The 18,530-nt window shown below is 69.1% G+C and carries 21 protein-coding genes; 7 read left to right on the top strand and 14 right to left on the bottom strand.

Annotation, left to right across the window (positions count from 1 at the left end; translation table 11 throughout):
- Nucleotides 1–33: 33 nt before the first annotated feature.
- The 3 genes from QH470_RS29885 to QH470_RS29875 are packed head-to-tail and all read right to left on the bottom strand — an operon-like array spanning nucleotide 34 to nucleotide 3,166.
- Nucleotides 34–804, bottom strand: a complete 771-nt coding sequence (locus tag QH470_RS29885; protein ID WP_280275709.1) for an SDR family NAD(P)-dependent oxidoreductase — start codon at nucleotides 802–804, stop codon at nucleotides 34–36.
- A gap of 14 nt (nucleotides 805–818) precedes the next feature.
- Entirely contained in the window at nucleotides 819–1,868 is a 1,050-nt protein-coding gene (locus QH470_RS29880; protein WP_280275708.1) for a phosphotransferase family protein, read from the bottom strand.
- Nucleotides 1,865–3,166, bottom strand: coding sequence for an acyl-CoA dehydrogenase family protein (locus QH470_RS29875; protein ID WP_280275707.1), 1,302 nt, complete (start codon nucleotides 3,164–3,166; stop codon nucleotides 1,865–1,867). Before QH470_RS29875 ends, QH470_RS29880 begins: the two co-directional genes overlap by 4 nt.
- A gap of 157 nt (nucleotides 3,167–3,323) precedes the next feature.
- Between QH470_RS29875 and QH470_RS29870 the strand changes: the two genes are divergently transcribed.
- From QH470_RS29870 to QH470_RS29845, 6 genes are all read left to right on the top strand, one after another.
- Nucleotides 3,324–3,920 carry a TetR/AcrR family transcriptional regulator gene (locus tag QH470_RS29870; RefSeq protein WP_280275706.1) on the top strand — a complete coding sequence of 199 codons (597 nt, stop codon included), beginning with the start codon at nucleotides 3,324–3,326 and terminating at the stop codon, nucleotides 3,918–3,920.
- A gap of 43 nt (nucleotides 3,921–3,963) precedes the next feature.
- On the top strand, nucleotides 3,964–5,205 hold the full coding sequence (locus QH470_RS29865) for a cytochrome P450 (protein ID WP_280275705.1): 1,242 nt from the start codon (nucleotides 3,964–3,966) through the stop codon (nucleotides 5,203–5,205).
- Between the two features lie 144 nt (nucleotides 5,206–5,349).
- The gene (locus QH470_RS29860; protein WP_280275704.1) at nucleotides 5,350–5,682 is read left to right on the top strand and encodes a hypothetical protein; all 333 of its coding nucleotides are present in this window, start codon (nucleotides 5,350–5,352) and stop codon (nucleotides 5,680–5,682) included.
- 124 nt (nucleotides 5,683–5,806) lie between these two features.
- Nucleotides 5,807–6,760, top strand: a complete 954-nt coding sequence (locus QH470_RS29855) for a helix-turn-helix transcriptional regulator (protein WP_280275727.1) — start codon at nucleotides 5,807–5,809, stop codon at nucleotides 6,758–6,760.
- 147 nt (nucleotides 6,761–6,907) lie between these two features.
- Nucleotides 6,908–8,101, top strand: coding sequence for an MFS transporter (locus QH470_RS29850; protein ID WP_280275703.1), 1,194 nt, complete (start codon nucleotides 6,908–6,910; stop codon nucleotides 8,099–8,101).
- A 22-nt stretch (nucleotides 8,102–8,123) separates the two neighbouring features.
- Nucleotides 8,124–9,380: an ATP-grasp domain-containing protein gene (locus tag QH470_RS29845; protein WP_280275702.1), complete on the top strand. Its 1,257-nt coding sequence runs from the start codon at nucleotides 8,124–8,126 to the stop codon at nucleotides 9,378–9,380.
- Here QH470_RS29845 and QH470_RS29840 read toward each other — a convergent pair.
- The 7 genes from QH470_RS29840 to QH470_RS29810 form a co-directional block, all read right to left on the bottom strand.
- Complete coding sequence (locus QH470_RS29840) at nucleotides 9,362–10,132, bottom strand: hypothetical protein (protein ID WP_280275701.1); 771 nt, start codon at nucleotides 10,130–10,132, stop codon at nucleotides 9,362–9,364. The genes QH470_RS29845 and QH470_RS29840 overlap by 19 nt on opposite strands.
- Nucleotides 10,129–10,656, bottom strand: a complete 528-nt coding sequence (locus tag QH470_RS29835) for a hypothetical protein (protein WP_280275700.1) — start codon at nucleotides 10,654–10,656, stop codon at nucleotides 10,129–10,131. Before QH470_RS29835 ends, QH470_RS29840 begins: the two co-directional genes overlap by 4 nt.
- Nucleotides 10,653–11,885: a hypothetical protein gene (locus QH470_RS29830; RefSeq protein WP_280275726.1), complete on the bottom strand. Its 1,233-nt coding sequence runs from the start codon at nucleotides 11,883–11,885 to the stop codon at nucleotides 10,653–10,655. The genes QH470_RS29835 and QH470_RS29830 overlap by 4 nt, the downstream gene beginning before the upstream one ends.
- 202 nt (nucleotides 11,886–12,087) lie before the next feature.
- Nucleotides 12,088–12,729: a hypothetical protein gene (locus QH470_RS29825; RefSeq protein ID WP_280275699.1), complete on the bottom strand. Its 642-nt coding sequence runs from the start codon at nucleotides 12,727–12,729 to the stop codon at nucleotides 12,088–12,090.
- Nucleotides 12,726–13,544 carry a hypothetical protein gene (locus QH470_RS29820; protein WP_280275698.1) on the bottom strand — a complete coding sequence of 273 codons (819 nt, stop codon included), beginning with the start codon at nucleotides 13,542–13,544 and terminating at the stop codon, nucleotides 12,726–12,728. Before QH470_RS29820 ends, QH470_RS29825 begins: the two co-directional genes overlap by 4 nt.
- A gap of 117 nt (nucleotides 13,545–13,661) precedes the next feature.
- Nucleotides 13,662–14,732 carry an asparagine synthase-related protein gene (locus QH470_RS29815; protein WP_280275697.1) on the bottom strand — a complete coding sequence of 357 codons (1,071 nt, stop codon included), beginning with the start codon at nucleotides 14,730–14,732 and terminating at the stop codon, nucleotides 13,662–13,664.
- Between the two features lie 130 nt (nucleotides 14,733–14,862).
- Complete coding sequence (locus tag QH470_RS29810; protein ID WP_280275696.1) at nucleotides 14,863–15,087, bottom strand: DUF6480 family protein; 225 nt, start codon at nucleotides 15,085–15,087, stop codon at nucleotides 14,863–14,865.
- A 154-nt stretch (nucleotides 15,088–15,241) separates the two neighbouring features.
- Here QH470_RS29810 and QH470_RS29805 point away from each other — a divergent pair, with 154 nt between their 5' ends.
- Nucleotides 15,242–15,379, top strand: a complete 138-nt coding sequence (locus QH470_RS29805; protein WP_280275695.1) for a hypothetical protein — start codon at nucleotides 15,242–15,244, stop codon at nucleotides 15,377–15,379.
- 9 nt (nucleotides 15,380–15,388) lie between these two features.
- Here the strand turns inward: QH470_RS29805 and QH470_RS29800 are convergent, their stop codons facing one another.
- The 4 genes from QH470_RS29800 to QH470_RS29785 form a co-directional block, all read right to left on the bottom strand.
- On the bottom strand, nucleotides 15,389–16,285 hold the full coding sequence (locus QH470_RS29800) for a glycosyltransferase family 2 protein (RefSeq protein WP_280275694.1): 897 nt from the start codon (nucleotides 16,283–16,285) through the stop codon (nucleotides 15,389–15,391).
- Complete coding sequence (locus QH470_RS29795; RefSeq protein WP_280275693.1) at nucleotides 16,282–17,145, bottom strand: glycosyltransferase family 2 protein; 864 nt, start codon at nucleotides 17,143–17,145, stop codon at nucleotides 16,282–16,284. Before QH470_RS29795 ends, QH470_RS29800 begins: the two co-directional genes overlap by 4 nt.
- Before the next feature lie 41 nt (nucleotides 17,146–17,186).
- Nucleotides 17,187–17,372: a DUF2795 domain-containing protein gene (locus tag QH470_RS29790; protein ID WP_280275692.1), complete on the bottom strand. Its 186-nt coding sequence runs from the start codon at nucleotides 17,370–17,372 to the stop codon at nucleotides 17,187–17,189.
- Between the two features lie 75 nt (nucleotides 17,373–17,447).
- Nucleotides 17,448–18,530: UDP-glucose dehydrogenase family protein (locus tag QH470_RS29785; protein WP_280275691.1), on the bottom strand; the 1,083-nt coding region annotated here is incomplete at its 5' end.

Below are 18,530 nucleotides of genomic sequence, written 5' to 3'. Positions count from 1 at the left end.
TTCCCCTTCTGGCACCGGCACTCCGGGCGGCGGTCACGGCATGCCGCCGTCGCAGCGGAGGATGGACCCGGTGGTATAGCTGGCCGCATCGGAGGCGAGATACAGTGCGGCGCCGACGATTTCGGAAGGTTCGCCGATGCGTCGCAGGGCATGGGCGGCGAACGGATTCCGCCCGTCCTCGAGGTTGCCGAGGTCCCATCCGGCGGTGGCTCCGGTGCGGTGCGGGCCCGCCATGAGCGTATTGACCCGCACGGCCGGGCCGAATGCCAGGGCCAGTCCCTCGGTCATCGCATTGAGCCCCGCCTTGGCGGCCGCGTACGGCACGATCGACGGCCGGGGCCGGATGGATCCGGTCGAACTGACGTTGATGATGGAGCCCCGCCCGGCGACCACCATGCGCTCGCCGACCAGCGTCGATAATCGGAAGGGCCCCTTGAGATTCAGGGCGACAACGGCGTCGAACAGTTTCTCGCTCACCGAGGTCAGGCTGTCGTAGACCGGTTGCATACCGGCGTTGTTGATCAGCACATCCACCGTGCCGAATCGCTCGTACGCGGCCTCGACCAGCCCGTCGAGCTGATCCCAGCGACCGACGTGCACGCCGTAGGGCAGCGCGGCGCGACCGGTCCGGCGGACGATCTCCGCGGCCGTGGCCGCACAGTTGTCGTAGTCGCGACTGGCGATGACCAGGTCGGCGCCGCAGTGCGCTGCGGCGAAGGCCATTTCGCGTCCCAGCCCGCGACTGCCGCCGGTGATCAGAACGACCCGGCCGGTCAGATCGAACAGGTTGTCGGCGAATCCCATGCGCTGCTCCCGGTTCATCCGCGGTAGGTCGTGGTCTCCGCGAGGTCGGCGGCCGACCGCATGAGCGGCGGCACGATCGCACCGAAGGCTCGCAGTTTGGGGTTGTCTCCCGCGCGCTGAAAACCCTGCTCGAGCACGATGGCGAGCTTCCATTTCGCCAGCACGAGGTAGTAGTCGAGATCGTCGACCTGGCGACCGGACACCTCGGCATAGTGCGCGACCAGTTGGTCCCGGGAGGGCATGTACCGCAGGTCGACATAGCTGGCCCGCGACGCCTCGGCGGAGTGGGTGTCGGCGGGCCAATCGCCCAGCGTCCACGCGAGATCGAGTTTCGGATCGCCGACCGTGCCCATCTCCCAGTCGACGATCGCGGCGAGTCGCGCGGGCCCGCCGTGGTGATACATGACGTTGGCCCACTGGTAGTCCCCGTGCATCAGGCCGGGCACGAAATCCAGTGGCCGATGGGCGTTCAGCCACGCGGTGACGACGTCCATGCCCTCGAGGTCGCGGCCCTTGCTCCGTTCGAACACGCTCGTCCAGCGCGAGACCTGCCGATCGTGGAAGCCGTCGGGCCTGCCGAGGTCGCCCAGTCCGCGCGCTCGCCAGTCGACTCGCGACAGCAGCGCGATGCCCTCGACCAGCTGATAGGCGAGTCCGGCCCGGGCCGCCGCATCGCTGCCGAACGGTTCGGGCCACGCCCGCTGATGCTGCATCGGTGACCATCCGTCGATGTAGCCCATCAGGAAGAAGGTCCGGCCCAGCACGTCCGGATCGGTACAGACCGCGACCGCGTCCGGGTGCGGCACATCGGTTCCGTCGAGCGCCTCGGTGATACGCCATTCGCGCAGAATTCCCTTGTCGCGCTCCGCCGGGGCGGCGGCGGGCGGGATGCGCAGCACACTGCGGTGGTCGCCGCGGCGGAGGTCGTAGATCTCGTTCTGCGCACCGCCCGACAGTTGCGTGACGGTGAGCGGCTCCCCGGCGCCCGGAATCCCGGTCCGGTCCAGCCAGTCGGTGAGCCGTGCGATATCGAGGGCGGTGGCTTCGGCGGTGTGCTCGGTCATCGGTTTCCCACTTCGTGTTCGAGGAATTCGGCGTACCGGGCCAGTGCCGCTTCGCGTTTCGCGGGAATCCACTCGGTGGGCCACATCCCGGTGGCGGGGGAGTAATCGCGCAGTACCTGCCGGGCGACGGTGGTCTTGTGTACCTCGGTGGGGCCGTCGGCCAGGCCCATGACCGCCGCGCCGTGGATCATCCGCATGAGCGGCACTTCGTCGGTGACGCCGAGCGCCCCGTGGATCTGCATGGCGCGCCAGGCGATGTCGTGCAGCACCGTGGGCATGACGACCTTCACCGCGGCGATGTCCTTGCGCACCTTCTTGTAGTCGTTGTGCTTGTCGATCTCCCAGGCGGTGTAGAGCACGAACAGCCGGAACTGCTGCAACTGCGCGTAGGAGTCGGCGATGAAGCCTTGCGTGAACTGCTTGTCCGACAGCCGGCTGCCCGCGGTCTCGCGACTGAGCGCGCGTTCGCACATCATGTCCAGCGCCTTGCGCGCCAGGCCGATGGTGCGCATCGCGTGGTGGATGCGCCCGCCGCCGAGCCGGGTCTGCGCGATGACGAAGGCCTGCCCCTCCCCGCCCAGCAGCGCCGAATCCGGCACCCGCACGCCGTCGTAGTGAATCAGGGCGTGCTGACCGGCGGCTTCGGGTTCACCGTAGAGCCGCACGTCCCGGACGATCTCGATGCCGGGGGTGTCGGCGGGCACCAGGAACATCGACATCCCCTGGTACGCACCGGCTTCCGGGTTGGTGATCGCCATGACGATGAGGAACGCCGCGGTGCGCGCGTTGGAGGAGAAGTACTTCCAGCCGTTGATCACCCAATCCGACCCGTCGCGCGTCGCGACGGTGCTGAACTGCCGCGGATCGGCCCCGGCCTGCGGTTCGGTCATGGAGTAACACGAGAACAACTCGCCCTCCAGTAGTGGCCGCAGGTACCGGTCCCGCTGCTCCGCGGTGCCGTAGTGGGCGAGGATCTCGGCGTTGCCGGTGTCGGGCGCCTGACAGCCGAACACGATCGGCGCCCAGGACGACCGGCCCAGAATCTCGTTCAGCAGCGCCAGTTTCACCTGCCCGTGTCCCTGGCCGCCGAGGTCGGGGCCCAGGTGCGTCGCCCATAATCCCTGTTCGCGTACGCGGTCCTTCAACGGTGTGATGGCCTTGCGGCGGCCGCCGTCCAACGGCACGAACTGCTCGTGCGGCCAGGCCAGATCCAGCGGCTCCACCTCCTCGCGCACGAATCCGTCGGCCCAGTCCAGCTTTGCCTGGTACTCGGGTTCGGTCTCGAAGTCCCAAGCCATACGACCCACCTCTCGGGGAGAATGCTGTTTCTGACGGTCAGAATATCGTTCTTGGCTCACGAAGTGCAATTGTCGATTTTGGGGATCTGTCATCTCCAAAATTGGTAACTTTGTTACCGAAGGTGGCGTCGAGACCTCCTGGAGAGGAGCGGGCGCGATGAGCGATCCTCACGACTCGGTCATGGAATCGGCCCTGGGACGGGGTGAGCAACGCATCCGCGCGACCGTCGTGGAACTGCTCGAGGCCGAGGGCTACGACGCGATACAGGTGCGCGAGGTCGCCCGGCGGGCGCGGGTCTCGCTGGCCAAGATCTACAAGCTGTACGGCACCCGCGACGAACTCATCCTCGCGGCGCTGGACTGGTGGATGGCCGAGAACTGCTACGCCCGCATGCCCGAATACGTTGTCCGCCCGGGCGAATCACTGCACACCGGGATGATGCGCGTGCTGCGCCCGGTGTTCGAGCCGTGGGAAGACCATCCCGGCCTGCTCGCCGCCTACTTTCGCGCCCGCGCCTCGGCCGGCGGGCAGACCCTGATGAGCCACGGCATCGATGCCGTCTTCCCCGCCGCCATGGCCGTGCTCGGCGACGTGGACATGGACTTCATCCACGACCTCTACGCGATTCTCAACAGCCTGGTGTACGGGCTGATGGGCCAGTTCTCGTCCGGAGAGATCGCGGTGACCGACATCGTGCCCGCCATCGACCGCACTTTGTACTGGATGACCGCCGGATACGACGCCACCCGCTGACGACTACGCCCGAATCGAATCCACCGCCCACCCCGGAGGCAGCATGCCCGACACACAGCCCACCATTGCCGAAGCGCCGCAGGGGAGTTCGCCGGATTCCGGCGGCCCGCTCTACTGGGACCCCTTCGATCCCGCGATCGCCCGCGACCCGTACCCGATCTACCGGCGACTGCGCGCGGAGGCGCCGCTGTACTACAACGACAAGCACGATTTCTATCTGCTCAGCCGCTGCGACGACGTCGACCGCGCCCTGCTCGACTGGGAGACCTTCTCCTCCTCGCGCGGCCCGATCCTGGAAATCATCAAGGCCGGCATCGAGATTCCGCCGGGCACCCTGCTGATGGAGGATCCGCCGGCCCACGACATCCACCGCGGACTGCTCAAGAGCGTGTTCACCCCGCGCCGGGTGCTGTCGCTGGAACCGCAGATTCGCGAGATGTGCGTCCGCTCGCTCGACCGGCTCGCCGGGCTCGACCGGTTCGATCTCATGACGGCGTTCGCCAACGAGGTGCCTATGCGCGTGATCGGGATGCTGCTCGGCATTCCCGAGTCCGACCAGGAGTCGGTCCGCGACCGCGCGGACGCGAACCTGCGCACCGCTCCGGGTCAGCAGATGGAGGTGTCGGATCAGGCGATTCCGAATGCCGAACAGTTCGCCGAGTACATCGATTGGCGTGCCGACCATCCCTCCGACGACCTGATGACGGAGTTGCTGCGCGCGGAGTTCGTGGACACCGAGGGGGTCACCCGGACCCTGACCCGGCAGGAGATCCTGACCTACATCTCCGTCGTGGCCGGTGCGGGCAACGAGACCACGGCCCGGCTGATCGGCTGGCTCGGCTCGCTACTGGCCCGATTCCCCGACCAGCGCGCCGAATTGGTCGCCGACCCCCGGCTCATCCCGAACGCCATCGAGGAGACGTTGCGATTCGAGCCCACCGGGCACGCGATCGCCCGGTACGTCACCACCGATGTCGAACTGTACGGCCGCACCGTGCCCGCGGGCAGCGCGATGATCCTGCTGATCGCCTCGGCCAACCGGGACGAGGACCGCTGGCCGGAGCCGGACCGGTTCGACATCCATCGCAAGGTCAGCAATCTGCGAACGTTCGGATTCGGCACCCACTTCTGCCTGGGCGCCGCGTTGGCCCGGCTCGAGGCGAAGGTGGCCCTGGAGGAACTGCTCGCCCGGTTCCCGCGCTGGGATGTCGAATGGGACAGCATCGCGCTGTCGTCCACCTCCACCGTGCGCGGCTGGGAGACCTTGCCGGTGATCATCGGCTGACTCGGCGCGCCGAATGTGGTTGGGTGGAAGCGACTTCCCGCGCGCGATTGATGAGGACGAGCGATGTCGTATCCACCGCCGGATCCGAACTTCCCGGCCCCGCCGACCGGCCCGGCGCCCGGATACCCGGCTCCGCCAGGACCGATGGCACCGCCTCCGCACCAGTGGCCGGGTGCGGCCGGACCCGGCTGGCAGGGTGGCCCGCCGCCGACCGGTCGGCCGGGGCCGATGTTCGCTGTCGCGGCGGTACTTCTCGGCCTGCTCGCCGTCAGCCTGCCGCTGCTGCCGAACTACGTGATCGTCGATCCGACGAACCTGCGGCCGTTCATCGGTGTCCCGTTCGCGGTCGCCGGGCTGGTTTGCGGCATCGTCGGCTGTACCGGACATCGCCGCGCGATCGGCCTCGCCATCCTCGGAATCGTGTTGTCGTCACTCGGGCTGCTCGTCGAATTCATCATGATCGCGGGTCGGCTGTGACGAGGGCCGCCGGTCCCGCACCGCGCCGGTGACCGGGTTCACCGTGGTCGGTGTGGACGAGGTGGGCTGGGCCAGCGATTATTTGGCGTGTTGTCGGTTCGAGCAGGAGTGAACGCCGGTGAACATGCCGCAGCTGACGGTGGAGACGTCTACGACCCACAGCGTCGAACCGGGGGAACGGGCGGAGTACTGGGCGGAACTCATCACCTCCTACCATCGGCGCCTGTCGTACGAATTCCCCGGCGGCACCGACTTCCAAGGGCGCACGAAGCTGGCGCGCACCGGCAAGTACCAGCTGGTGGGCTGGCATTCCGACGATGTCACCTACGTCAGAACGGCCAAGCACATCCGCCGCGACAGTGACGACGACTTCCGGCTGCTGCTCACCTTCGGCGGGCGTGCCGACCTCTGGGACGACAGCGGCAGTTTGCCTCTGCCGAACGGTTCCTGCTGCCTGGTGTCGCTCGACCGGCCGTTCGGATTCGCGCTCGGCCAGGGCACCAGCGGCGTGCTGATGACCATTCCGCGGCACGAGATCACGCACCGCCTCGATATCGGCGACGGGCTCCTCGGGCGGCAGATGGACCTGACCGCGGGACTCGGACGCGTGGTGACCGGCATGCTGACCGGACTGCTCGACGAGTCCGGCACGCTCGACGGGTATCAGTTCGACGCCGCCTCGTCCCACATCGTCGACCTGCTGTGCATGCACGCCCGCGCGCAACAACTGACCAGCGTGGGCCATTTCGACAAACTGGACGCGGCGATCCGCGAGTACGTCCGCTCGTACGCCACCGACCCCCGGCTGTCCGGTGCGACCATCGCGCGCTCGCTCGGCTGGTCGGTCCGGCAGATTCAGCTCGCCCTGCAGCGCTCCGGAACCACTCCGCGAGAGCTGATCCGGGAGGAACGTCTGCAACTGGCGAACCGGCGGCTGAGCGATCCGTCGTATCGGCATCAGAGCATCGCGTCGATCGCGTCGGGCCTGGGGTTCGGCTCGGCCAGCGCGTTCAGCACCGCGTTCCGGCAGCGCTTCGGCGTCAGCCCGCGAGATATCCGGTACTCCACCCAGCCCTGAGAGGTCCACCGGCCCCCGCGCCCGCGGATTCTGCGCGTGACGGCAAGTTCGCTTCGCGTACGCGAAACCGGCGCCGATGGCAGGCGACTAGCGTCCGGATTGCCACTAGTTGGCGGCGTACCCGCGGCGGATCGCGAGGAGGATCAGGTGCGGCCGGAGTTTCCCGCGGAAGTGTGGATTGTTTCGATCACCACGTTCCTCAGCCGATCGGTGGGGTTCCTCGCGCTGTTCTCCACGGTGTTCTACCAATCGATCGGGCTGAGCGCCGCCGCGTTGTCGCTGGCGTTGTTCGCGGCCGGTTTCGCCGGGGTGCTCGGATCGCTGGCGGGCGGATGGTGCGCGGGCCGGTTCGGGTCGACCGACGTACTGATCGCCGGTTCGGTGCTCAATGTGCCGCTGCTGTTCCTGCTCGGAATGCTTTCGGCGCAGCCTGTTTCGGCGATTGTGGTGGCGTCGCTGAGTGTCGCGGTGACGCAATCGTTCGCCGGGCCGGCGGCGGCCTTGGTGACCGGTTCCGGCTACCGGGGCAATACCGTGACGGTGGTCGCGTTCCACCGGATCTTCCTCAGCAGCGGTGTCACGGTCGCTCCGATCGTGGTCGCGATGGTCGGGGAGGACAACTTCCCGACGCTGTTCATGTTGTCCGCGTTCGGTTCGCTGCTGACCGCGGTGCTGTTACTGAGCGAGCGCGCGCGGCTGCGTACGGCGGAAAACGCTGCGGGACCGTCGAATTCGACGGAGATCGAGCTGCCGTTCACCAGGCGTCGTGGCTCCCGTGCGGCGCGATTGTGGGCGGTGATCGTCGTATTCGGCACGGCGATGGCCGTTTACGCCCAGAGCATGAGCGGAATACCGCTGTCGGTCGACCGGATCGCCGGTGGCGGGCATCTGTACGGCGTTCTGATCGCCGTGAATTCGGTGTTCATCATTGTTTTCGAGTTGCCGCTCAGCTTCGTGACGGCCAAGCTGCGCTGGAACTACGCGCTGGGGCTCGGAATCTTCGTGACTGGGGCCGGGCTCGCGGTCTGTGGTTTCGGAACCAGCTGGACCGTGTGCATATGCGGATTCGTGCTGTTCTCCCTCGGCGAGGCCATCTTCATTCCGCAGGCGAGCGCGGCGATAGCGCGGCTCTCGTCTCGATCGGACAATCCCAGATATCAGGGGTATCTGTCGGCGGCCCAGTCGATCGGTTTCGCGGTCGGTCCGGGTATAGGCGCCTTCGGGGTATTGCACGACCTGTCGCTCTATTGGGCGCTGGTAGTACAGATTTCGCTGGTTGCGGGGGCGGTGGCGGTGGTAGCGGGGGTAAACGAGAACAGGAGTCCGTCCCGTGTCGGATAATTCGGTTTTGATTGTGGACCCGGTGAGTTCGGGCAGGCTGTATCCCGCCGTGCTGGCGGAATTCGGCATCGACCCGATACTGCTGGATACCGCGCAGGCGCGGGTGTCGGGGTTTCGTACCGCGCCCACGCCGGGCGCGCTGAATTTCGAGGCGGATTTCGGGGCGTCGTACGAGCTGCTGCTGCGGATGTGCCGGGACCGCGCGGTGAACTATGTCATCGCCGGTTCGGAGCCCGGCGTCGAATTGTGTGAACGATTGCGCGCCGACCTGCCCGATTGCCCCGGCAGCGATACGGCGCTGCCGATGCGGCGCTGGGACAAGCAGTACATGTTCGAGGCGCTGGCGGCGGCGGGCGTTCCCAGCCTGACGACGCGGGCGGTCGAGAGGCCCGACGCCATTCCGGCCGCGGCCCTCGCGGAGCTGCGCGGTGGCCGGAAGCTGGTGGTCAAGCCCGCTCGCGGGGCGGCCTCGGTGGACGTCCGATCGGTCGAGACCCCCGCCGAGTTGACCGCCGCCGTCGCCGCCATCACCGAGGGCGCCGGATTGTTCGGGGCCGGTTCGGCCGCCCTGATTCAGCAGATGTATCCCGCTCCCCGAGTCGAATACGCCGTCGACACGTTCTCCACCGAGCACGGTCACGAACTGCTGTGTGTGAGCGTGTACGACAAATGGGTCTCGGCCGCAGGCGATTTCGTCTACGAGCGCGGGCGGTGGCTCGAGCACGACGACCCCGTGGTGGGCGAGCTGCGGGAGTACGCGTGGCAGGTGCTCGACGCCCTCGGCGTGCGCATCGGTCCCGCGCATATGGAGATCATGTCCGGCGCGCTGGGCCCCCGGCTGATCGATTTCGGCGCACGCGCGCACGGGATCGGCCATCCACAGCAGACCTATCTGCTGACCGGCAACTCGCAGATCCATCGCGAATGCGCTTATATCGCAGCACGTTTCGGGATCCGGACACCGGTATCGGGCCGATCGCCCGGCTACACCCTGTCGCAGCGCGGCGCCCTCGTCCTCTTCAGCATCGATGAGCCGTCCCGGTACCTCGGCGGGGCCGAAGCCGAACTGACGGGCCTGCCGGGTGTGCGGGAGGTCCGGATGGCGGCCGAACCCGGCAAGACCTACCCGGCCACCAGATCCATGATGGATTCGGTGGCCCTCGGCCTCGCATTCGTCGTCGCGGACGACGCCGACGACCTGGACCTCAGATGCGCCGACGTCCGCAAGCGCGTCGGCGACTTCTTCACGCCCGCTGAGGATCACGTGCCGACGGTGTAGAGGAGGGCGGGGTAGGCGGCGGTGAAGGCGAACAGGAAGTTGACCAGGCCCATGGTCACCGCGATGGTCAGGTGGAGGACGAGACCGGCGGCGAGGAACGTCCACAGCGGAACGCCGGGTAGTGCGCAGGCGCCCGCGAACAGCACCTCGAAGCCGATGACTCCCCACGCCAGCAGCAGGGCCAGGGCAGGACGCGTCCGCAGCGCCGCGGCGAGGCCGGGCGAGCCGAACGAGTCGGTCGACAGGATGAGCGCGAGGCAGCTCCCATTCCGCCACACCGGCGAGGCGACCTTCGCCACCCCGGCGATCAGATAGCTCAGCACGAGCTGACCGGCGAGGAACGCCAGCAGCAGCCGGCCGACGCCGCCCCCGGCGGTCAACGCGCCCGCCGCCGCGATCGTGTTGAGGGCGGCCATCTGGTCGGCGCCGTCCAGTCCCTGCGCGGAGCGGTAGAGGGTCAGCACGCAGGCGGCGGCGAGGGTCCACGCCAGCGCGGCGGCCACGGGCACCGGCAGCGCGAACACGGCGATCGAGCACCCGCCCGCGATCAGCTGTGCCGTCAGCACCCAGCGGTACCCCCGCCACGCCAGCAGCGGATGGAATATCCGTAACCGGCCCGCGCCGATGACGTCCCAGGAGAGAATTCCGCCCGCCGCGTACTCGCGGCCCGCCCGCAGATCACGGACGGCCGAATACGCCAGGCCGATGCCGCATACCGCCAGAACCCAACGCGCCGAGTCGTATTCGGTCATGCCATGGCTCCGGTCGGCGCCTGCGGCTCCAGCCTGTGCACGGCCGAGGTGAACACGACGCGCGGCGGTTCCTCGCGCAGGTTCGTCAGCACCACGGCGAACTGCACACCCACCGCGGCCATATCGTGCCGCGCGGCCGCGCATCGAGCGAGCAGCAGCAGATACGGCGGACTGACCATGATCTCCAGGTTCCGCTCGGCGTCGGACGATTCCGGGCGGGCGGGGATGAACGCGGACAGCTGGGAGGCTGCGTCCGCCACCGCTTTCCGCGCCCGCCCGGGCGGTGGCTCCTGCGGCCACACCGCCCGCAGCGGACCGACCTCTCCGTTGGCCAGCAGATCACGGTAGAACAGCACGCGGTCGTCGGTGCCGGGCCGGGGCGCGAAGAAGGTCCAGGAGGGCACCAACGGCGAAAGCCATTCCGGCAGTGCCCTTCTGACCGCCTTGCCGACCACCGGAAGCGGAACGAGCGCGGTCACCGCCAGCCAGCCGGTGAGCACTACTCCGGTCAGCGCGGTGATCATCGGTCGAGCAGTCGCCTGCGCACACCGAGCAATTCGGTGACCGACGCCGCCGGAGCGCCCGGCCGCCCGGCGATCTCAGCGATCACGTCCTCCGGCAGCTTCCTGGTGACCACATCCGCGACACAACCGTGTGCCCTCGTGCGGTCCGCCATGGCCTCGTCGTGAATGTTGTTGGTGATCTGGTCCAGCGAGCACTGCCACCCGTGCGGCCAGCGCGCGCCGACATGGATCTCGCGCAAGCCCGGATCGATCGCCCCGAGCAGTTGCTGTTCCGTCGCGGACAGCTCCGGCGCCCGGCGCACGACCACGTAGTCGAGGTCGAGATCGGCGGGCACGTCGGCGTGTCGGTACTCCACGATTTCGAAGTCGGTGTCCGCGAGGTGGCCGCCGGTGTACGGGAAGGACAGGGTGCCGTGTGCGCGCTGCTCGGGAAGCGCGACGTGTTCCAGCAGAGTTCGCCCGGCGCAACGAATTTCGAAGTGCACGGGGCTGTCGAGCGCGCTCTCCTCGGACTCGTCGATCGGTTCCGCGGCCGGTGGGAAGTCGCGAAGCCCCTGCCAGTCGCGCCGAATCACCGTGTCGCGCAACCGTTGCCATGCGGGTGCGGTGCGGTGGCCGAAGTACAGCACCACGGTCCCGGCGGGCGGCAGCAGCCCGCCCGCGGGCGCGCCGTCCACATCCGCGGGCGCGGTCACCACCTCGAGCGGAGGTTTCGACGGCACTCGCCGCTCGCGGTCCTCGAATTTCCGGGTAGTCGATTCGGTCGTCACGGGGCCCCTGCTCTCGTCGTGTGCGCGCAGCCGCCCGGCTGCAATACCTATTCGCCACAACACGATTCGCGGATGGGCGGGAATGCGAATACCTCCGGCGTGTCCGATCAGGCGTGGGTTCGGGCGGGTTGCGGTTCGGGGTGGGGCGCGCGGCGTGGTGATCGTGGCCAGGAGGCCCCACAGGGCGGTCAGGACGGCGATGCCGGATTTGGTCGCGATCGACCAGGCGGACAGGGTGCGGGCGATCCGATCGGCCGGGATCTGGTCGAGGCGGGCGACGACCACCCCCGCCGCCAGGCCCGCCGCCGCCAGGCCCGCCACCTCGCCCGGACCCGCGTGCAGCACCTGGATCGCGATCAACGCGAACGCGTCGAAGGCCAGCCACGTCCCGACTGCGCTCGCCGCGTACGCGGCCCAGAGCCACCCGAATTGCCGCCCCAGCGACCGCTTGCCCCGCATCACCCGCGCCGGCTCCGTCCGATCCGCATCACCCTGTGTCGAGCCGACATCGAAGCCGACCGGCGGTGACCCGGTCAAACAACCAGTCGTCCGGCAGGCCACAACCTGGCGTTGTAGGGCAGGTGGCCGTCGCGGGCGAGGTGCGGCGAACCCGGCCTCGGAGCGGCGGGGCGCGCAGCGAGGGTTCCGTAGCGCTAGCCGGTCAGCGGTTCGGCTGTCGTGCCATCGGCCCGGACATGCGTTGCGGCGCAGGCAAATCCTGCGGGCCGATCAGTGGGATCGGATGCCGGAGGTCCACCATGATCCCCACGAGGAAGGCGCGTTCGCGTTCCAGGACCGGACCGATTTCCGGGACCAGGATCGCGATCGTGACCGTGCAGTCGCCGGGTCCGAGGGCCACCAGGCGGCCGTCGCGGACGGTGGCGGCGACGGGCAGGAGCAGCAGCGTGGCCTCGAGTTCGAGTTCGAAGCGGCCCATCGTGTTTCCGTCGACGGTGATGTCGAGTTGCGGGCGGCAGGTCCGGGTGATCTCATGCGCGAGCAGGTCGACCTGTTCGGTACCGCCCGCCCTGGTTCGCATCGCCGCGTCGCGCAGCTGTTCGTAACGCCGCCAGCCCGCGACCGCGACGCCGCCGATATCGAACGCGAGCAAACCGTCTACGGCCGTGGCGATTTCGCGTAGCGCGGCGGCTCGCAGGAGCGCGGTGACGGCGGGCGCACGTCGCAGCGCCAGATCATCGACACCGCTTGTGCGGAGGTGCTCGGTCAACTCACGCTCGACGGCCTCGCGCGGGGCGTACCCGAACAGCACCGTGCGGGCCGTGATGGATGGGGGATTCGTCATCGCGGAACCTCTTTCACGCGTACGGTCGGTTCACCGGCGCTGAGCCGGACTCGAACGGCCGGGCCCACGGGGTGAGCGAGTTCGCGAACCCGGACGGACGGATTCGCGTCGGCGACCACTCGTACGCGAACGCGGGGCGGGGGTGGCTCGTGCGGTGTACGGGCCACGTGCCTGCGCCACCAGACAACGAGTGCCGTTAGCAGGACGGCGGCCAGGAGCGTCACGACGACGAGCGGACCGCCGATAGTGCTGTGCGACTGGGGAATATCGCCCGGCTGCGCGGCGATCGACGGTTGCTCGTCGGTCGTCTCCACGCCGGAGGACGGTGTGGTGATCTCCGCTGTCGGCTCGGTGGTCCTGTGCGTGGTCGTCGGCGTGGTGGTCTCGCCGCGCCGCGCGAAGATCGTGATCGGCGAGGTGGCGGAGTCGTCGCCACACGACACCTCGACGGAGTACGAGCCCGGCTCGACCTGAGCGCCGACGGGGAGCGAGGCATCGAACGATCCCCTGTCGACCATCGCGGTCTGTACCGCCCCGGACCAGCTCGGCGTGACCCGGGCGGTGAGGCACCGCCAGTTGTCGCCCGTCACGCTGATCTGCGTGCCGCGTTCGGCCCTGGACGGGACGGAGAGAGTGGGATCCGGGCGTTCGCAGCTCCGCCCGACCGCACTGGGCGTCGTAGCGCACGATTCCACCTGACCGCCGGGTGAGATCGGCGAGGTCGGTGTGGGCACAGACCCCGCCGTCGCCGCTGTCGCACCGAGGATCCCCGCCGCCGACAGCGTGACGAGGAACGCTCGCACCGCGCCTCTCATGATCCACCTCCGGAGCGCGGACCGCCGAGAGATGATCCACGCTGCGGTATCAACACTCGGCCTCGCCCGGCCCGCGAGCACGAGTACCCCGCTACCTGTTTCGCGGGGACGGCGAGGTCAGCCGTTGATCATGCGATGGAGTGCGGCGAGGTACAGGCGGGTGGCTACTGCTTCCGGTGGCTCGGTCAGGGGGTCGGTGTAGGTAGCCGCTCCCGGCAATCGGGCGCTGTAGGCGCGGGCCGCGGCGAACAGCACCGCGGTCAGTCCGGTCGAGCGCTGGATCGGGGATTTCACTGCCCAGGCGAGATGCTTTGCGCCGATGGGCAATTGCTTCTCACAGGCGATGCGGAGCGCGAGTTTGTCGAAGGGCACGCCGTCCCTCTCGCCGAACAGGGCGGGCGGCGCGAGGGTTTCGGCGACACGCCACCATCGGACGGTCTGGAAGACGTGCACGAGCCGGTCGGCGTACTCGTCGAGCAGCGCGGGGTAGAAGTGCGGAACCAGCCGATCGTGACGGAAGTTGGCGGCGGACTCGGTGCGCACGATCGTGTCGAGTTCCACTCGGGCGGAGGGAGATTCGACGGGATGGGAGAGCGCGCGGCCACCGGCGAGAATCGCGTCGGCGCCGCTGCCCGACAAGATCGGGCCGATGTCGCCGCCGAAGCCGCGGCGGGCGGCGAGCAGCGGAATCCCGGCGGTGACCTCCCAGAGCTCGGAGGTCCTCAGGCGTGCCATAGTCTGTTGCGCCAAGCGGACGACATCGTCGTGCGAGAGCCGGACGATGTCGTGCGTGAGTCCCAGCGCGGCGGCCGCCACGACCGCGTTGGTCTCGTCGGAGGCCTCGGCGGTGACGATCGTGACCGCGTGTGGCGTGCGGCCGAGAGCCGCGGCGACGGCAGCCACATAGATCGAGTCCACCCCGCCGCTGAGCAGGATCACCGGGTTGCCGGGGAAGGCGTCGCAGACGGCGCGGACTCGTGACCGGGTCTCGGCCGCGATCAGGCCCGCCGCCGCGTGCGGGTCCGTCAGCGTGCGGGCCGCCGGATTCGGCGTCGCGATATCGTCGAGCAGATCCGCCACGAACTCGATGGGCCGACCGGTCTGCGGCAGCGGCTCGTGCCGCGGATACTCGAACTCGCGACACGCCGAGCCGTTCGTGGCCGGGGACCTGGGCGGGCTGTGTCGCAAGGTTTTTCACCAGTCGTCGGGGTTGTCGTGGCGCCCGGCGAAGCGAGCCCGAGTCAAGGATGCCGGATTCGCGGGCGACCGGCAGCGTGGTCATTGCCACACGCGGTGAGCCCGGCACGACCTCGTTCGGTCACAGAGTCACGAGGAGCGCTATGGCGACGCCGAGAAACAGGACCACCACCGCCACGACGACGGCGATCATGGCGATGCCGGTCGGCGGGAACGATCGCCGCGTGCGCGGCTCGGGAGCGGACAGCCCGGACGTCTGCGCGGTGTCGGGTGGGGTCGCGCCGGGGCGCACTCCACCGCCCTGCTCCAGGTCCGGGACACGTTCGGGGTCGGGATCCATAGACATGGCGGCACGTCCGTTCGATTCGACGACAGGTTCATTCGGCGACCTACCCCGTCGGGCGTCGGCAACACCCGGGTGCGGCGGTTTGGACCCGCTTGCGCCGGGTAGCTCGCCGATAGGTTGCTGCTCGTACTCCAGCGGAAAGGTGTGGCCGATTATGGAATTTCTGCTGATATTGCTGGTGATCCCCGTACTCGTCGCCATCGTGCTGATCCGGCGCAAGAAGGCGTCCGGTACCGCCGAGGATCCACCGCAGATCATGGGCAACGAAGGCAGCCGCAAGGCCGATATCTGACCCGCGCGGTCAGCCGATGTAACGCCTTGCGCGCGACCGTGATTGGGGCTCCTCGAGCAGCACCAGCCCGGCCTCGACATGCTCGGGCACGACCTTCCGGTGGCGCAGCACCCAGGGCAGCGAGGCGGCCGCCTCCAGCACGGCCCCGAGGGTCGCCGCGTCCTTCGGCGCGCCCGCGAGCACCGCGCGCGTCCGGCGCAGGGCGCTGCGGGCGGGGCGGCGCAGCCACAGTGTCCAGAGCGTATTGCGGATGCCGAGTTGCCGCCGTCGCGTCGCGTCGCGGCTGACCGACGGTTCGTGATGGATGATCATGTCCTCCTCCCACATCATCCACCAGCCCGCGGCGGCCAGGTCCAGGGCGAGCAACTCTTCCTCGCCGCCGAGCCACATCCGTTCGCAGAACCCGCCGACCTGGCGGAATGCCGAGACCCGGAAGATCGACAGCCCCGCCATCACGCCCAGCAGCGCGGGACCGGGCATCCAGACCGGGGCCGCGACGGGGGAGTCGCGCAGTTCCGGCGTCAGCGGATCTTCCTCGAGGCCGGGCGCCACGAGACATTTCCCGGTGACCGAGCCCAGCTCCGGGTAGGTGTCGAGGAGGTCGACGCCGCGGGTCATCGCGCCGCGCTGCCATCGGGTGTCGTCGTCGCAGAACGCGACATAGGGCGTGGTTACCTGCTCGACCGCGCGATTGCGGGCGATCGCGCCCAGGTTGTCCGCGAAGGCGAGCAGCCGCACCTGCGGGAACTCCCGGCGCACCATCGCCGCCGTGCCGTCCCCGGAACCGTTGTCCGCGACGATGATCGGGCCGCAGTCGGCGAGCCGGGTCATGTGCCGCAGGGTCCGCCGCAACTCGTCGCGGCGGTTGTGCGTGATGATCACCGTGCTCACCCTCGGTCCCGTCATGACCCTTCCTTTCCGTTGCGCAACAGTGCGATCTGCGACTCGACATGGCCGGGCAGCCGCCGACGTTCCCGCAGCGCCCGGGGCAGACGGGCGGCCACGGCGAGCGCCACCGGGGCACTGCTCGGGTGGCGCACCGCCGACCAGCCGACGGCGGCCAGCTCACGCACGCATTCGCGCGCGGGCCGTCGCATCACGGTGGTGAGGACGGCGTTGCGTTTCTCGAGATCGCGGCGGGCGCGCGAGGGCATTCGCTGGGTGGAGGGCATGTGCCGGCTGACGACCTCCGGCGAATAACACAGCAGCCACCCCGCCGCGGCGAGGTCGTAGGCCAGCAATGTCTCCTCGCCGGCGAAATGCAGGACGGGGGAGAAGCCGCCCGCGGCGAGGAACGGTTCGCGCCGCACGACGCACGCGCCCGCCAGGAAGCCGAGCACCGAGGGTCCGGGCGCACCGGGATCCGTGCCGAGCGGGCTCTCGTGCATCATCCGATTGACCGGGTCCTCGCGCTGTTCCGGCCCGACCAGGGTGCGGCCCGCGAGCAGCCCGACGTCCGGATGCCGGTCGAACAGGTGCTCCGCGGTCCGCAAGGCGCCGGGCGCCCACCAGGCGTCGTCGTCGCAGAACGCGACGAACGGGGTGTTCGCCCGCACGGCCCCGCGATTGCGGGCCACCGCGCCCTCGTTGCCCGGCAGTTCGAGCACCTCGAGCGCGCGGAACCGGCGGCGGAACCCGGCCGCGGCGCGCACCGTGTGGTCGTCGGACGCGTTGTCCACGACGACCACCGGTAGTTGCGGGTCCGCCTCGGCGAGTCGGTCCAGGGTGGTGGCGAGTTCGTCGGCTCGATTACGGGTCGCGATCACCACCGTGGTCCTGGATCCGGCAGGCGTATTCCCGGACAGGGTCAGAACACCGCCTTGCTGACGGCGTCGGGTCCGCTGTACGACTGCTGCGGGATCTTCTCGAGCGTGCTGACGACCTTGTCGTCGGCGCCGTTCTTGCGCGCCGCCTCGACCAGACCGTCGCGGTCGCACGGGTAGTCCACGCCGTGCAGGTACTTCTGCAACGCGATGGGGTTCAGCTCACTCATGCCAACTCCTTCGGGTCGATTCGTTTCCTGCCGTCCACGCCGTACCCGCTCGCCGGGCGGGCAAACGACGACCGTTCATCGGCCGTTGCCGATCACGGTGAAACCGTCGCGCTGCAACGCCTCGGCGTCCAGCAGGTTGCGGGTGTCCACGACCAGGCGCCGATCCGAGAGCGATCCGAGCCGGGTCCAGTCGAGTTTGGCGAATTCCGGCCATTCGGTCGCGACCAGCACCGCGTCCGCCCGCTCCGCCGCGTCGTAAGGGTCATCGACGATCCGGACGACGCTGGGCAGCGGCAGTTTCCGGGCGTCGTCCGGCGTGACGGTGGGGTCGTAGGCGCGGACGTCGGCGTCGTGGTCGACCAGCGCCGCGGCGAGGCGCAGCGCGGGTGAATCGCGCAGGTCGCTCGTGCCTGCCTTGAATGTCAGGCCGAGCAGGGCCACCCGGACACCCGTCAGCGAACCATCCGCCCGGCCGACCGCGTGCCCCAGCGTGGTGACGGCGCGGTCGACCTGTGCGTTGTTCGCCTCGACGGCGGCCGCCAGGACGCCCAGCGAGACCTGTTTGTCGCGCGCCACATGCAGCAGCGCCTGGGTGTCCTTCGGGAGGCAGGAACCGCCCCAGCCGGGCCCGGGACGCAGGAACGCGGCGCCGATGCGCGGGTCCGAGCCCAGGCATTCGCCGACGAGTTCGATATCGGCACTGACCTTTTCGCACAGCTCCGCCAATTCGTTGACGAACGACAGCTTCGTCGCGAGAAACGCGTTGCTGGCGTATTTGGCCAGCTCGGCGCTTTCGAAGTCGACGATCTGCACCGCGGACTCCAGTCCCCGGTACAGCCGCGCGATCCGGTTGCCCACGGCGGGGTCGTCGGCTCCGACGACGATCCGGTCGGCATGCAGGAAGTCGTATACCGCGTGGCTCTCCCGCAGGAATTCGGGATTGCTCGCGACCCGGAGGCCGTAGCGGGGGGGCGCCGCCGCCCCCCCGCCGGGGGGGGCGCCGGGGGCCGGGGTTTTTTGGGCGGTAACCCCGCCCCGGCCCTCCCGGTAGGGCTGGGGGGCCGCCGCGGCGGTCGCGAACCGGACATCGCGGCGACCGAGGTCCGGCCGTTCGGGGGCGGGCCCTTCCGGCCCGTCTAAAACGCCGCTCCCACGGCC

Source organism: Nocardia wallacei, assembly GCF_029868745.1.
In the GTDB taxonomy this organism is placed as follows: domain Bacteria; phylum Actinomycetota; class Actinomycetes; order Mycobacteriales; family Mycobacteriaceae; genus Nocardia; species Nocardia wallacei_B.
Note: the sequence above shows the minus strand (reverse complement) of the source record. Positions and strands in the feature narration are given on the sequence as shown.

What these genes read in the sequence shown, in the direction of transcription:
- QH470_RS29885 (WP_280275709.1), bottom strand. Translation starts at nt 804, where the DNA reads ATGGGATTCGCCGACAACCTGTTCGATCTGACCGGCCGGGTCGTTCTG.
- QH470_RS29880 (WP_280275708.1), bottom strand. Translation starts at nt 1,868, where the DNA reads ATGACCGAGCACACCGCCGAAGCCACCGCCCTCGATATCGCACGGCTC.
- QH470_RS29875 (WP_280275707.1), bottom strand. Translation starts at nt 3,166, where the DNA reads ATGGCTTGGGACTTCGAGACCGAACCCGAGTACCAGGCAAAGCTGGAC.
- QH470_RS29870 (WP_280275706.1), top strand. Translation starts at nt 3,324, where the DNA reads ATGAGCGATCCTCACGACTCGGTCATGGAATCGGCCCTGGGACGGGGT.
- QH470_RS29865 (WP_280275705.1), top strand. Translation starts at nt 3,964, where the DNA reads ATGCCCGACACACAGCCCACCATTGCCGAAGCGCCGCAGGGGAGTTCG.
- QH470_RS29860 (WP_280275704.1), top strand. Translation starts at nt 5,350, where the DNA reads ATGGCACCGCCTCCGCACCAGTGGCCGGGTGCGGCCGGACCCGGCTGG.
- QH470_RS29855 (WP_280275727.1), top strand. Translation starts at nt 5,807, where the DNA reads ATGCCGCAGCTGACGGTGGAGACGTCTACGACCCACAGCGTCGAACCG.
- QH470_RS29840 (WP_280275701.1), bottom strand. Translation starts at nt 10,132, where the DNA reads ATGACCGAATACGACTCGGCGCGTTGGGTTCTGGCGGTATGCGGCATC.
- QH470_RS29835 (WP_280275700.1), bottom strand. Translation starts at nt 10,656, where the DNA reads ATGATCACCGCGCTGACCGGAGTAGTGCTCACCGGCTGGCTGGCGGTG.
- QH470_RS29830 (WP_280275726.1), bottom strand. Translation starts at nt 11,885, where the DNA reads ATGCGGGGCAAGCGGTCGCTGGGGCGGCAATTCGGGTGGCTCTGGGCC.
- QH470_RS29825 (WP_280275699.1), bottom strand. Translation starts at nt 12,729, where the DNA reads ATGACGAATCCCCCATCCATCACGGCCCGCACGGTGCTGTTCGGGTAC.
- QH470_RS29820 (WP_280275698.1), bottom strand. Translation starts at nt 13,544, where the DNA reads ATGAGAGGCGCGGTGCGAGCGTTCCTCGTCACGCTGTCGGCGGCGGGG.
- QH470_RS29810 (WP_280275696.1), bottom strand. Translation starts at nt 15,087, where the DNA reads ATGTCTATGGATCCCGACCCCGAACGTGTCCCGGACCTGGAGCAGGGC.
- QH470_RS29805 (WP_280275695.1), top strand. Translation starts at nt 15,242, where the DNA reads ATGGAATTTCTGCTGATATTGCTGGTGATCCCCGTACTCGTCGCCATC.
- QH470_RS29800 (WP_280275694.1), bottom strand. Translation starts at nt 16,285, where the DNA reads ATGACGGGACCGAGGGTGAGCACGGTGATCATCACGCACAACCGCCGC.
- QH470_RS29790 (WP_280275692.1), bottom strand. Translation starts at nt 17,372, where the DNA reads ATGAGTGAGCTGAACCCCATCGCGTTGCAGAAGTACCTGCACGGCGTG.